Below are 13478 nucleotides of genomic sequence, written 5' to 3'. Positions count from 1 at the left end.
AACGTCGATCAGGGAGGATCGATGCTCTACAACATCTTCATCGACCCGTTCGTGCAGATGGCGCAAATGCCCGATCTGCTGGTGCAGACCCTGTGGGAGGGGCTGGTCTCGGGCGTGCTCTACGCGCTGATCGCGCTGGGCTTCGTGCTGATCTTCAAGGCGTCCGGCGTCTTCAACTTCGCGCAGGGCATCATGGTGGTGTTTTCCGCGCTCACGCTGGTCGGCTTCTACGCGAAATTCTCCTCATGGGGCTTTTCGGGGCATGTGGCCGCCTTCCTCGCCCTGCTCCTTGCCGCCGGCGTCATGCTGGTGCTGGCCATGCTGGTCGAGCGGGTGGTGCTGCGCCCGCTGGTCAACCAGCCGGACATCATCCTGTTCATGGCCACCTTCGGCATTACCTATGTGTTGATCGGCTTCGGCGAGATCGTATTCGGCGGCGATCCGAAGCAGATGATCGCCAACGAACTGTTCCTGCCGAGCGGGGCGGTCGACATCGAGATGCTTGGCGGACTTGTCAGCCTCCAGAGGATCGACATCGCGGCCGCCGTCATCGCCTCGCTGATGATCGTGGGACTGGCGCTGTTCTTTCAGAAGACGCGCATCGGCCGCGCCCTCCGCGCCGTCGCCGACAGCCACAAGGCGGCCCTTTCGGTCGGCATCTCGCTCAACCAGATCTGGGTGATCGTGTGGTTCGCCGCCGGCCTCGTCGCGCTGGTGACGGGCATTATGTGGGGCGCACGTTCCGATGTCTCCTTCGCGCTGGAGATCGTGGCGCTGAAGGCCCTGCCGGTGCTGGTTCTGGGCGGCTTCACCTCGGTGCCCGGCGCCATCGTCGGCGGCCTCATCATCGGCATCGGGGAAAAGCTCGGCGAGTTCTACTGGGGGCCGCTGCTTGGCGGCGGCATCGAGAGCTGGCTCGCCTATGTGATCGCCCTGCTGTTCCTGCTCTACCGGCCGCAGGGCCTGTTCGGCGACAAGATAATCGAGCGGATCTGAGACGATGTTCTATCGTGAAACCGGCCAGTTCAAACAAAGCTACGCCGCTGACTCCGCGGTCTTTCCGATCCTCCAGGATCGCTACGGCCTCGCCGTCATAATGGCCATCGCCTTCGTCGCCATCCCGCTGTTCGGCAGCGAGTTCCTGCTAGCCTCGGTGATGATCCCGTTCCTGATCCTGTCGCTGGGAGCGATCGGACTGAACATCCTCGTCGGTTATACCGGGCTTCTGTCGCTCGGCACCGCCGGGTTCATGGGGGTTGGCGCCTATGCCGCCTACAAGCTCTCGACGCTCTTTCCGCAGGTCAACATTTTGGTGTGGATCCTGTGCTCGGGCTTCTTCGCGGCCGGCATCGGCGTGGTCTTCGGCCTGCCCTCGCTGCGCATCAAGGGCTTCTATCTGGCTGTCGCCACGCTTGCTGCGCAGTTCTTCCTGCAGTGGTGCTTCGTGCGCGTGGCCTGGCTCTACAACTACAATCCCTCCGGCGCCATCGAGGTGCCCGGCCGAACCCTGTTCGGCATCGCCATCACCGGGCCGATGGCTACCCCGGTCAACCGCTATTACGTGGTGCTGGGCGTCGTCGTCGTGATGACGCTGATCGCCTCCAACATCGTCCATGGCCGTATCGGGCGGACATGGATGGCGGTGCGCGACATGGACATCGCCGCGCAGCTCATGGGCATCCGCCTGCTGCCGGCCAAGCTGCTCGCCTTCGCCGTCTCGTCCTTCTATTGCGGCGTCGCGGGCGCGCTGATGGTGTTCCTGTGGCTGGGCGCGGCCGAACCGTCGGCTTTCGACATCAAACTGTCCTTCCTGCTGCTGTTCATGGTCATCATCGGCGGGCTGGGGTCGCTGGTCGGCAGCTTCATGGGCGCGGCGCTGATCCATATCCTGCCCATCTTCATCCGCGCCCTGCCGGAATCTCTGGGGCTGCCGGTCGCGGCGGCCACGGTGGAGCATCTGACCTATCTGATCGTCGGGGCGCTCATAATCTTCTTCCTCATCGTAGAGCCGCACGGTCTGGCCCGGCTTTGGCAAATCACGAAACAGAAGCTTCGCGTGTGGCCGTTCCCCTATTGAGGGCGGCTCGCGCGGTGGGAATGGAAACTGGAGGAGAACGAAATGTTGCTTAGAAAACTGGTATATGCGCTTTCGGCCGCGTCGATGCTGGCCATTCCGGCCATGACCACGGCACAGGCCGAGGAGTCCATCTATGTGCCCCTGTTCACGTATCGGACCGGCCCGTTCGCCGGCTCGGGCGCGCCCATTGCGGACGGCATGCATGACTATCTCACCATGCTCAACGAGCGCGATGGCGGCATCGGCGGCGTCAAGCTGGTGATCGAGGAGTGCGAGACAGGCTACGACACCAAGAAGGGCCTTGAATGCTACGAGGCGGTGAAGCCGAAGAAGCCGGTGATGGTCAATCCGTGGTCCACCGGCATCACCCTGCCGCTGATTCCAAAAGCTGCGGTCGACAAGATTCCGGTGCTGTCCATGGCCTATGGTCTCTCGGCCTCGGCCCGCGGCGACATCTTCCCGTGGATATTCAACCCGCCGGCCACCTATTGGGACGGTTTCACCCAGATCCTGAAATATATCGCCGAACAGGAAGGCGGCGGCATCGAGAAGCTGCAAGGCAAGAAGATCGGCTATATCTATCTCGACGCCAGTTTCGGACGCGAACCGCTGCCGCTGATCGAACAGCTTTCAAAGGAACTGGGCTTCGAGGCCAAGCTCTACCCGGTGGCCGCCGCCGACATGCAGAACCAGTCCTCGCAATGGCTGAGCGTGCGCCGCGACCGGCCCGACTACATGATCCTGTTCGGCTGGGGCGCGCTGAATTCCACCGCCGTCAAGGAGGCCGTGAAGACCAACTTCCCGATGGAGAAGTTCATCTCGATCTGGTGGCCGGGCGAGGATGACGCGCGTGGCGGCGGTGAGGGGGCCAAGGGCTTCAAGACCCTCAACTGGCACGCTGCCGGCGACGATTTCCCGCTGATCGAGGACATCAGGAAACATGTCGTCGACGCCGGCAAGAGCCAGGTGTCGGACAAGTCGAAGGTCGGCCAGGTCCTCTACAATCGCGGCGTTTACAACTCCATGCTGATCGCCGAGGCGATCCGCACCGCGCAGGAACTCACCGGCAACAAGGCGGTGACCGGCGAGGATGTGCGGCGCGGTCTGGAGAATCTCGATATTGACGAGGCGCGGCTGAAGGAGATCGGGCTGGAAGGCTTCACCTTGCCGGTCAAGCTCACCTGCGCCGATCATAACGGCCACTTCGCGACCTTCGTGCAGAGCTGGAACGGGGCCGCCTTCGAGAAGATTTCCGACTACATCACGCCGATGAGCGACAAGGTCGGGCCTCTGCTTGAGGAAGACGCCAGGGCCTATGCGGAGAAGAACGCGCCCTGGCCGGAGCGCGCCGAGGCTTGTGACGCACCGTAAGGTTCTCCATTGCAAGCTTCCCTCTCCCGTTCGCGGGGGAGGGACCACAATCCGGAGCTCGCTTGATGTCTGACCCTGCTTCCACCGATCACGCGTTGCACGCGCCTGAACCGGCGCGGCCGATCCTGTCGGTCAACAATATCGAGGTGATCTACGATCACGTCATCCTCGTGCTCAAGGGAGTGTCGCTGACCGTGCCGCAGGGCGGCATCGTCGCCATCCTCGGGGCCAACGGGGCCGGCAAGACCACCACGCTGAAGGCGATATCCAACCTGCTCCATTCCGAGCGCGGTGAGGTCACCAAGGGCTCGATCGAGTTCGACGCAGCGCGCGTCGACCGCCTCAGCCCCCACGAACTGGTGCGGCGCGGCTGCATTCAGGTGATGGAGGGCCGCCATTGCTTCGGCCATCTCAGCATCGAGGAGAACCTTCTGACAGGGGCCTTCACCCGCCGCGACGGCCGCGCCGCCATCCGCGACGATCTGGAGATGATCTACACCTATTTCCCGCGCCTGAAACAGCGGCGGACAGCGATGGCCGGCTACACCTCCGGCGGCGAGCAGCAGATGTGCGCCATAGGTCGCGCCATGATGAGCCGGCCCAAGATGATCCTGCTCGACGAGCCCTCCATGGGTCTCGCCCCACAGGTGGTCGACGAGATATTCGAGATCGTCAGGGACCTCAACACAAGGCAGGGCGTGTCCTTCCTGGTGGCGGAGCAGAACACCAACATGGCGCTGAAATACGCCACCTATGGCTACATCCTCGAGACCGGGCGCATCGTCATGGACGGCGCCGCCGAGGCGCTGCGCGACAATGAGGACGTCAAGGAATTCTACCTCGGCATTGGCGGGGAAGGCCGTAAATCGTTCCGCAACGTGAAGAGCTACAAGCGCCGCAAGCGCTGGCTGAGCTGAGAGCCGCCCGCCATCCCGGACGAAACCCCTCTACGGAAGCGATGTCATCCATGCCTGCACATTTCGATGCCGAGGAAATCCGGGCTCCCGAAATCCGGGAGAAAGCCCTGTTCGAGACGCTGCGCGCCCTGCTTGCCGGCGCGGCGGAGACGACGCCGGCCCTGAAGCGGCAACTTGACGGCGTTTCCATCGATGCGCTTGCGGATCGCGCCGCCCTGCAACAGGTGCCGGTGATCCGCAAGGGCGATCTCGTCGCCTTGCAGGCCAAGGCGCCGCCCTTCGCCGGTCTCACCTCGGTTGCGGCAGGCAAGATGAAGCGGTTGCTGGTTTCGCCCGGACCCATCTTCGACCCGGAAGGCCACGGCAAGGACTGGTGGGGCTCGGCGCGCGCCCTGTTCGCGGCGGGCATGCGCGAGCACGACATCGTCCACAACGCCTTCAGCTATCATCTGACGCCGGGCGGATACATCATGGAATCGGGCGCGCATGCGCTGGGCTGCGCGGTCATCCCGGCCGGCGTCGGCAACACCGAGCAGCAGATCGAGGCGATCGCGGCGCTCCGCCCGTCGGGCTATCTCGGCACGCCGGATTTCCTGAAAATCCTGCTGGACAGGCTGTCCGGGGCCGGCATCGACAATCCCATAAAGCGCGCCTTGGTTTCAGGTGCGGCCTTTCCGCCGTCTCTGCAACAGGAGGTGGCGGCGCGGGGCGTCGATGCCTATCAGGCCTACGCCAGCGCCGAACTCGGGGTCATCGCCTTTGAGACGCCGGCGCGTTCGGGACTGGTGGTCAATGAAGGCCTGATCGTGGAAATCGTGCGCCCCGGCGCTGATCAGGCTGTGCCCGAGGGCGAGGTCGGCGAGGTGGTGGTGACGCGTCTCAGCGCCGAATATCCGCTGTTGCGCTTCGGCACCGGCGACCTGTCGCGTATCGTGGCGGGGCGGAGCCCGTGCGGGCGCACCAACCAGCGGCTGGCCGGCTGGATGGGACGCGCCGATCAGCGCACCAAGGTCAAGGGCATGTTCGTCGATCCAGCCCAGATCGCGGCGATCGCGAAAAAATTTCCCGAACTCGGCCGGCTGCGCTTGGTGGTGACGCGCGCCGGAGAACAGGACCAGATGGTGTTGAAAGCGGAAGCGGTCTCGCCTGACAGCGATCTTTCGGGCGCTCTGGAACAGGCGTTGCAGGCCTCGACCAAGATGAAAGGCAGGGTGGAGATCGTTTCGCCGCACAGCCTGCCGAATGACGGCAAGGTCATCGCCGACGAGCGACCTGCGAGCTGAACGCTTGCCGGGAAGGGCGGAATCCGGCCTCGTCTGGGCTTGCATAGAGCAAGCGATGGCTCAGGCTCAATCTTGAGCTGATTTGTCCACTTGATTGATGTTCGTTCCTGTCGGATGTTCGGCCCGAACAGACTGATCATCTTGCTGCGCCCCTGTGCAGGCGTGGCGGTGGGAAGGGCGATTTCAGAAAAAGTGCGGAGCGGTTTTGCGCCCGGGATTGCCTGAAGTCGAAGAAAAGGAGCGTTTTCGCGGTTCAGGGAAACGGAAATGCTCCAGGCCGAACGCAGGACGCGACAAATGCCATCACCCGCTGCTGCCCACGCCGTCGCTGCGCGTACCTGCTTACATGGGGCGAGGGCGGTATGACCTTGCCGGACGAGAAGCTGAGCAAAGCGTCGCCGCCGGTCTCCGCGCCTGTGCGGGGGCTGTTCCTCGCGCTCGGGTTCTTCTTCGTGGCGCTGGGTTTTGTAGGTGCTTTCCTTCCGGTGCTGCCGACAACGCCGTTCCTTATCCTTGCCGCCGCCTGCTTCGCCAAATCGTCGCGCCGGCTGGAGCTCTGGCTCCTGGATCACCCGCGCTTCGGGCCTACATTGCGCGAATGGCGCTTGCGCGGCGCCATCCCCCGCAAGGCCAAGATGATGTCGCTGGCGGGCAGCAGCCTCGGCTTCCTGCTGTTCTGGCTGGGCAGCGATCCGGGGCCGCTGCTGATGGTGTCGGTCGCAGCGCTGATGCTTGTGGGTGTGGTCTACGTGTTTTCGCGCCCGTCCTGAGCGGACGTTCGATTGAGCAGGAGCTCTGCGCCGTCGAGCAGGAGGGCGAGTTTGCGCCGCCACCACTGCTCCGGGTCCTCTGAAAGCACTTTCGTTATCGCCTGTATCCGGGACGCAAGCGACGAACTGTCTTCGGGTCCCTCGTCCCCGGCTCGCGCCAGCGCGGCGCCGGCGCGGTCCATCCGCGCCATTCGCCGCCAGCTCGAAGCGGAATCGACGGTCATGTCCATGATGGAGTCGAGCACCAGAACCGCATCGGGTTGCGAGAATCCGAGAGCCTGCAATTGTGCCGTCGCCTCGGCAAAGCCACGGATCGCCGAGGGTGGCGTCGTGTCCAGGCTGCGCATCGCATCCGCCAGACCCGGATATCGCTGGTACAGGGACCAGACTGCGACGGCCAGCGTTTCCACATAGGGGCGCCAGTGCGTTGCGCCGTCGCGCCATTCGAGGCGCAGTATGGCAAGGTCCGCTGCGGCCAGAAGAAGGTCGCTTCGCTTGCGCACATGCCGATAGAGCGAAGAGTGGTCGACGCCGAGCCTTTCGGCGACCGCGACCATGGTCAGCTTGTGAAAGCCGACTTCGAGAGCGGCCTCAGCGATGGTCTTGTGCGAGATTCGCGGTGGCCGTCCGGGTTTTCCAGTCGGGGTGGCTATGCGCTGCCTCCTTTTCTGTCTCTGGATCGTAGTTCTTATACAGCAGCCGTTGCGGCAACGGCTGCTGCAGGTCGATCTTTTCCAACGCCGCCTGCAGGACCGGACCGGGCATGCAGGCATGCGGGCAAACCGACATGAGGTAATGTCCCGGTTCCCTCCGGCCTTGCATGTCTCACGCCAAAGTCGCGGCTCCCTTCATGGCGGGTCGACAATCATCCGGGGGGAGGGGTGGCAAGGTCAAGTCATGACTTTGAGAGGGGGCGTCATACCGAGGTTGCATCCGCTTTTCGGACGATCCTGATTTTCAAACCGGACGCTGAATCGCTGGTTGCGCTTTTGGATGGGGCTCATTGCTCCGGTGAGGGAGAAATGGAAGGATTGACGTTGCGTCATGTGAACAAAGCCGGTGCGATCGCAAATTATTCTACAAAATTAGTAGACAAGGCTTGAACCTCGAATGCCGGAGCCTTATCTGGGCTGCGTGTCGGGCGTTCTCCTCCCATTGCGCCCGATGCGTTCCCCTCTGGAAGGTTTCAACTTTCCATGCTTGGCCGGACCTTTTGGTCCGGCCTTTTTTCTTCCGTCCCCTCAAAAATAGAAAACGGCGCCGAAGCGCCGTTTCAAAAAGATCTGTCCTGATCCGGTCAGTTGCGGGCGTCGGAGAAGTGTCCGCACCAGTCGCTGGCCGTCACCACGGGCCACAGTCCTCGCGCGTTCGGGTCCGGCTGGGTGACAGGCGGGTTGAAGCGGCACAGGCCTGCATGCTCTGCAACCTTGGTGCTGTTGGCGATATGATCTTCGTAGTAGGCGCAGCTGTTGCACGAAACTGACTGGGACATCTCATTTTCCTTCTTGCAGATGCGGATTTAAAGTTGAGCCTTTAAATCCAAATTTAGAATGATTCTAAACTGTAACGTTGCTCGCGTGCAAGCGCTCTTTTCCCAGGTGCGACAAGAAAGACAGGCCGAACCTGCGTCAGCCTTCCGCACACGCCCCGTCTGCCGTTCTGCTTGTCGTATTTATGCGAGGCCAGGAGATTTCCCTGACAGCAAAATGCTATCGAAGTGCGGGCTTGGTTCTGTCGCAAACCTCGCTTGCCGTTTGCACATCACAGGCGCCCCTGCATGAGAGACTGATTCCGGCATCGCCATCGACTTGAGCCGAGCCTCGGCTGGAACCGGCGCTGGGTGAGAGCGTTGGAGCGAACAGGCGAGGCCGGGTGGCCCCGACGCACAATCAAGGCGTCCGGACGTTCTTGTGCGGCGGGATGGACGCGCAGAGCCCTAGCCGGCGCGCCTGCGGCCCTTTTTCGCGGGCCTCACGTAGATTTCCAGCTTGTGGCTGACGATATCGAAACCGTGCTGGCGAGCGATTTCTTCCTGCAGGCGCTCGATCTCATCGGAGCGGAATTCGATCACGTCGCCGGTCTCGATGTTGATGAAGTGATCGTGATGTTCCTGATCGGCGCTTTCGAAGCGCGCGCGGCCATCCCCGAAAGTATGCTTTTCCAGAACGCCTTTTTCTTCCAGCAGCGCCAGCGTGCGATAGATGGTGGCGATCGCGACCCCCGGGCTGATTTCGCTCACGCGCCGATGGAGCTCCACCGCGTCCGGATGATCCGACGAGTCGGCCAGCACCTGCATGATGACCTTGCGCGGTTCGGTCAGGCGAAGCCCGTGCTCTTTGCACAGGGTAGCGATGTCCTTGCTGAATTTCATGTCCGCTCTTCGCGCTGCCCTCACTCTGGCCTTGCGGCGCTCGTCATAGCCCTAACCCGGAAATGGAGTCGTTTCCAGTGACGGGAGGTTCAACGGGGTGAGATGCCCCAAAGAGAAAGGCCCCTTTTGAGGGGCCTTTCCGGATGCATTTTCCCTGGCGCGCTATTCCGCCGGCTTGGGTTTCTTTCGGAACAGTCCCGCAAGATTGTCCCACAACTCGATCTTCACGCCCTGGCGCTTCATGATCACCGCTTGCTGGAGGATCGAGAGCAGGTTGTTCCAGGCCCAGTAGATGACCAGACCTGCTGGGAAGCCGGCCATCATGAAGGTGAAGATGACGGGCATCCAGTTGAAGATCATGGCCTGCGTCGGGTCCGGCGGGGCCGGATTCATACGCATCTGCAGGAACATGGTCACGCCCATCAGGAGCGGCCAGATGCCGATATGAAGCATGGCCGGCACGTCGTAGGGCAACATGCCGAAGAGGTTGAACAGCGAGGTCGGATCGGGCGCCGCCAGATCGTGAACCCAGCCGAAGAACGGCGCATGCCGCATCTCGATGGTGATGTAGAGCACCTTGTAGAGCGCGAAGAAGACCGGAATCTGGATCAGAACCGGCCAGCAGCCGGCGATCGGATTGATCTTTTCGGTCTTGTAGAGCTCCATCATGGCCTGCTGCTGCTTCATCCGGTCGTCCGCGTATTTCTCGCGGATTTCCATCATCTTCGGCTGTACCTTCTTCATGTTGGCCATCGAGGCGTAGGACTTGTTGGCCAGAGGGAAGAAGATAAGCTTGACGACGACGGTGGTGGCGAGGATCGCCAGGCCAAAATTGCCGAGCATCTTGTAGAGCGTGTCGATCAGCCAGAACATCGGCTTGGTGATGAAGTGGAACCATCCCCAGTCGATGAGCAGATCGAAGCGGCGGATGCTGCGCTCCTTCTCGTAGGTGGTGATGGTTTCAACTTCCTTGGCGCCAGCGAAGACCAGCGATTCGACCGTGGCCGACTGGCCGGCGGTGACCGGAATGGCGTCGCTGAGGAAATCCGCCTGATAGCGGGGGCGACCGTCCTCGAAATAGGCGAAACGCGGCTGGAAAGGCTGTTTGGCGGTCGGCACAAGCGCCACCGCCCAGTACTTGTCGGTGATGCCCAGCCAGCCGTCGCTGGATTTGCCGGGCGTGTACTGCTTGTCGTCCTCCATCGCGGAGTATTTGTGCTCCTGCAATCCTTCCTCGCCGGTGACGCCGATCAGGCCTTCATGCAGAACGTAGATCGAGGCCGTCGTCGGCTTGTCGAAGCGCGTGACGCGGCCGTAGCTGAACAGGGTGATGTCGCCCGCCCCGCCATTTTCCACCGTGTCGGACACGGTGAACATGTAGTGTTGGTCAAGCGAATAGGTGCGCCGGAAGGTGACGCCCTTCTCGTTGGTGTAGGTGAGCGTGACCGGAGTGGCCGGGGTCAGCGTCGCATCGCCATCGACCTTCCATTCGGTCTGCGGGCCCGGCACCGTGCCCGTCGCCTCGCTGCCGACGAACCCGATCTCGGCGTAATAGCCGTTGGGCAAGGCCGCGGGGTTGAGCAGTTCGATCTCGGGTGAATTATTGTCGACTGTCTCGTGATAGTCCTTGAGCCGGAGGTCGTCGAGCCGCCCGCCGATGAGGTTGATCGAGCCCTCGACGCTCGGCGTGTCGATCTTCACACGCGGCGTTCCCGCCAACGCCTGCGCGCGGCTTGCCGGGACGGCGACGCCGTCAGGTCCGGCCGACCCGGGTATGGCGGCCTGTCCAGGTGCGGTCTGGCCGGGCGCCGGAAGCTCGTTGCTTTGCTGCGTCTGTTCCTGGCGCGCCTGCTCGACGCGGGCGGCTTCGCGCTGCGCCTCGATGCGGGGGTTCATGTAGAAGACCTGCCAGACCAACAGGATCAGCACCGACAGCGCAATGGTTATGAAGAAATTGCGATTGTTTTCCATCCTGAACCCTATCGTGATCCGCGGATCCGCCGGGAAAGCTCGACCTTGAGCTGGTCGAATGTGGCGCCGAGCACATCATGGCGTCCGACGATCACATAATCGTTGCCGGGCGTCATGTCATGTGCGGCATGGGTGCGCACGGCTTCTTTCAGCCGCCGCCTGACGCGATTGCGCACAACCGCGTTGCCGACTTTCCTGGTGACTGTATAGCCGACGCGCGGCGCCTTGTCGTCGCCGCGATCGAGCACTTCAACGAGGAAAAGCCGTCCGCGGCGTTTTTCACCACGCCGCACGGTCAGAAATTCCGCGCGTTTGAGAAGCCGTCCGGGCTGTGGTCCCGAAGGCTTGCCGGCGTCGGGCAACGAACTCGTTTCCGTCAGGCGCTCAGCCGCTTGCGACCACGATTGCGGCGGGCTGCGATGACGGCGCGGCCGCCATTGGTGGCCATGCGCGCACGAAAGCCGTGACGGCGCTTGCGAACGAGCTTGGAGGGTTGGTAGGTACGCTTCATTTATTTAATACCGCGGTGTGCGGCCCTTCTTGATTCTGCCATGGATACGACAGGAGCTGTGCCCGGCCAATGTGGCGTGGCCAAACCCGTGGCGCGACCGAAACCGCGCCGGGAGGGCAGGCCCGAGCGTGAGCGGCTTATATGGATTGAGGCCGGTGGAGTCAATTGGCGTGCGGGTTTCGCCTGCCCCGGTCAGCGCAGACAGAAAGAGTCTTTTCCTCTATCCTGCCCGTACACGCAAAAGACTATCATCGCCAGGAAAGCATGACGGAAAAGGTGCGGCAGGAGGATTTTCAGGAGCCCGCGGCGGCTGCGGTCCCCCTTGCGCGCGGTCTTTCCACCAAGCTCCTGCTGCTCACCATCATTTTTGTGCTTCTTGCCGAGACGTTCATTTTTCTGCCTTCGGTCGCCAGTTACCGCATAAGCTGGTTGCGCGACCGGCTGACGACGGCCGCCGCGGTGTCCATCGTGCTGGTGCAGGGCGACCCCGCCGCGCTGTCGCGCGAGGCGCAGGACGACGTCCTCATGGCCATCGGGGCCAGGGCGATCGCCATGACCGATGGCGGCGTCTCGCGCCTGTTGGTGGTGGCCGACATGCCTCCGGAAGTGGACAAGCACATCGACATGGCCAATGTGGGCATGTTCGGCGAGATTTTTGGCGCGCTCGACACGCTGCTCAATGGCGGCGACAGGATGCTGCGTGTTTATGGGCCGGCCGGAGAGGACGGGCGCGAATTCGAGCTCATAATGCCCGACAACGCCCTGCGCGCGGCCATGCTGACCTATGCCAGAAACGTCGCGCTGCTGTCGCTGCTCATCTCGATCTTCGCGGCCATGCTGGTTTATGCGGCCATGGACCGCATCATGGTGCGGCCAATGCGCAGGCTTGCCCATTCCATGCTGTCCTTCTCGCAGGCGCCGGAAGATCCGACCCGCATCATCAGCCCGGCCGCGCGCGCCGACGAGATCGGCTTTGCCGAACGCGAACTGTCCCACATGCAGGAAAGATTGCAGAAGATGCTGGCGGAACGCCGCCATCTCGCCGATCTTGGTCTGGCCGTTTCCAAGATCAATCACGACATGCGCAACATGCTGGCTTCCGCCCAGCTCATTTCGGATCGGCTCTCCACGTCGAAGGACCCGACCGTACAGTCCTTCGCGCCCCGGCTGCTTCGGGCGCTGGATCGCGCCGTCTCCTATTCGGAGGGTGTGCTGGCCTACGGTCGCACCCAGGAGCCGACGCCGGCGCGCCGGCTGGTGAGGCTTCATTCACTGGTCGAGGACCTGCGCGATATCGTCGGTGCGGACAGCGGCGTCGAATTCGTCAACGCCGTGCCGCCGGATTTCGAGATCGACGCCGACCCGGATCAGCTCTTCCGCGTGCTGACCAACCTGGTCCGGAATGCGGTGCAGGCGATGGCGTCAGAAACGGACAGGGCCAGCGTACGCCGGCTGACCGTTTCGGCGGAGCGGCAGGGGAGCGTATGCCGCATCGTCGTCAACGACACAGGCCCCGGCCTGCCGCCCAGAGCGCGCGAAAACCTGTTCTCGGCCTTCCGCGGCGCGGCGCGGCAGGGTGGCACCGGGCTTGGCCTGGCCATCGCGCAGGAACTGGTGCGCGCCCATGGCGGAACCTTGGAGCTTGTCGGCAGCGAGAGCGGCAACACCACTTTCGCCGTAACGATAGCGGATCGTCCGCTGCCCTTCGGGCAGGCGTTGGACGGCTTGCGCAGGCATGGCTGAAACCGGCTGGGCCCGACGTTCTGGGAGCAAGATTGAGAAAACTTCAAATGCCGGCTTGCATTTCGCAAAATCAGTCGCTAGTGAAGCGGCACGTTCGCGGCCGGCACCAGAAGCCGGACGCTGGCAGGGTCGATTGAATCGACCTGACGCGCGCCCGTAGCTCAGCTGGATAGAGCACCAGACTACGAATCTGGGGGTCAGAGGTTCGAATCCTTTCGGGCGCGCCATTTCAGTACAGAACTATGAACGCCGAACGCCGCCGTTTCTACGCTAGAAGCGGCGACCAGCGTTCGCAGCAATTCTGACTTCGATCCCATGATACGAACCTCGTCGTCGGCGACCTCGACACGTTGCGCCAGCGCGCGCAGGTGGTCGCGTCGGTAGCCGCCATCATCGAGTCGTATCCGTTCGCGGGCTTTGCGGGCGAAGCCCTTGAGCATATCGGGGCTGACGCCCTGATTGCC

At 62.7% G+C, this 13478-nt stretch carries 14 protein-coding genes, 1 tRNA gene and 1 pseudogene; 8 read left to right on the top strand and 8 right to left on the bottom strand.

Features of this window, described 5'->3' with window-relative positions:
* Positions 1–21: 21 nt before the first annotated feature.
* The 6 genes from ABID44_RS12325 to ABID44_RS12300 all read left to right on the top strand — a co-directional run bounded on the left by ABID44_RS12325 (position 22) and on the right by ABID44_RS12300 (position 6418).
* The gene (locus ABID44_RS12325) at positions 22–996 is read left to right on the top strand and encodes a branched-chain amino acid ABC transporter permease (RefSeq protein WP_354152011.1); all 975 of its coding nucleotides are present in this window, start codon (positions 22–24) and stop codon (positions 994–996) included.
* A gap of 4 nt (positions 997–1000) precedes the next feature.
* A complete protein-coding gene (locus ABID44_RS12320; protein WP_354152010.1) occupies positions 1001–2077 on the top strand; it encodes a branched-chain amino acid ABC transporter permease in 1077 nt (358 codons plus the stop codon).
* Between the two features lie 42 nt (positions 2078–2119).
* Positions 2120–3448, top strand: a complete 1329-nt coding sequence (locus tag ABID44_RS12315) for an ABC transporter substrate-binding protein (RefSeq protein ID WP_354152009.1) — start codon at positions 2120–2122, stop codon at positions 3446–3448.
* A gap of 65 nt (positions 3449–3513) precedes the next feature.
* On the top strand, positions 3514–4365 hold the full coding sequence (locus ABID44_RS12310) for an ABC transporter ATP-binding protein (protein ID WP_354152008.1): 852 nt from the start codon (positions 3514–3516) through the stop codon (positions 4363–4365).
* A 50-nt stretch (positions 4366–4415) separates the two neighbouring features.
* Complete coding sequence (locus tag ABID44_RS12305; RefSeq protein WP_354152007.1) at positions 4416–5648, top strand: phenylacetate--CoA ligase family protein; 1233 nt, start codon at positions 4416–4418, stop codon at positions 5646–5648.
* 362 nt (positions 5649–6010) lie between these two features.
* Positions 6011–6418, top strand: coding sequence for a YbaN family protein (locus tag ABID44_RS12300; protein ID WP_354152006.1), 408 nt, complete (start codon positions 6011–6013; stop codon positions 6416–6418).
* Here the strand turns inward: ABID44_RS12300 and ABID44_RS12295 are convergent.
* From ABID44_RS12295 to rpmH, 7 genes are all read right to left on the bottom strand, one after another.
* On the bottom strand, positions 6394–7017 hold the full coding sequence (locus tag ABID44_RS12295) for a TetR family transcriptional regulator (protein ID WP_354152110.1): 624 nt from the start codon (positions 7015–7017) through the stop codon (positions 6394–6396). The genes ABID44_RS12300 and ABID44_RS12295 overlap by 25 nt on opposite strands.
* Entirely contained in the window at positions 7010–7207 is a 198-nt protein-coding gene (locus ABID44_RS12290) for a hypothetical protein (RefSeq protein WP_354152119.1), read from the bottom strand. The genes ABID44_RS12295 and ABID44_RS12290 overlap by 8 nt, the downstream gene beginning before the upstream one ends.
* Before the next feature lie 508 nt (positions 7208–7715).
* Positions 7716–7910, bottom strand: a complete 195-nt coding sequence (locus ABID44_RS12285; RefSeq protein ID WP_354152005.1) for a hypothetical protein — start codon at positions 7908–7910, stop codon at positions 7716–7718.
* A gap of 444 nt (positions 7911–8354) precedes the next feature.
* Entirely contained in the window at positions 8355–8789 is a 435-nt protein-coding gene (locus ABID44_RS12280) for a Fur family transcriptional regulator (RefSeq protein ID WP_354152004.1), read from the bottom strand.
* Between the two features lie 162 nt (positions 8790–8951).
* The gene (gene yidC / locus ABID44_RS12275; protein ID WP_354152003.1) at positions 8952–10760 is read right to left on the bottom strand and encodes a membrane protein insertase YidC; all 1809 of its coding nucleotides are present in this window, start codon (positions 10758–10760) and stop codon (positions 8952–8954) included.
* Between the two features lie 8 nt (positions 10761–10768).
* Positions 10769–11122, bottom strand: a complete 354-nt coding sequence (rnpA, locus tag ABID44_RS12270) for a ribonuclease P protein component (RefSeq protein WP_354152002.1) — start codon at positions 11120–11122, stop codon at positions 10769–10771.
* 14 nt (positions 11123–11136) lie between these two features.
* On the bottom strand, positions 11137–11271 hold the full coding sequence (gene rpmH / locus ABID44_RS12265) for a 50S ribosomal protein L34 (RefSeq protein ID WP_035029411.1): 135 nt from the start codon (positions 11269–11271) through the stop codon (positions 11137–11139).
* Positions 11272–11535: 264 nt separating this feature from the next.
* Between rpmH and ABID44_RS12260 the strand changes: the two genes are divergently transcribed.
* Together ABID44_RS12260 and ABID44_RS12255 are read left to right on the top strand one after the other, a co-directional pair.
* The gene (locus ABID44_RS12260) at positions 11536–13014 is read left to right on the top strand and encodes a sensor histidine kinase (protein ID WP_354152001.1); all 1479 of its coding nucleotides are present in this window, start codon (positions 11536–11538) and stop codon (positions 13012–13014) included.
* 150 nt (positions 13015–13164) lie between these two features.
* Positions 13165–13241: transfer RNA gene (locus tag ABID44_RS12255), tRNA-Arg, on the top strand.
* On the opposite strand, the pseudogene ABID44_RS12250 reads toward ABID44_RS12255, so the two are convergent.
* A pseudogene (locus tag ABID44_RS12250) lies at positions 13212–13478 on the bottom strand (recombinase family protein); the annotation flags it as partial. The gene ABID44_RS12255 and the pseudogene ABID44_RS12250 overlap by 30 nt on opposite strands.

Origin of the sequence: Aquamicrobium ahrensii, assembly GCF_040545755.1 — a bacterium.
In the GTDB taxonomy this organism is placed as follows: Bacteria; Pseudomonadota; Alphaproteobacteria; order Rhizobiales; family Rhizobiaceae; genus Mesorhizobium; species Mesorhizobium ahrensii.
The sequence above is the reverse complement of the archived record's forward strand: the minus strand, read 5'-3'. Positions and strand labels throughout refer to the sequence as shown.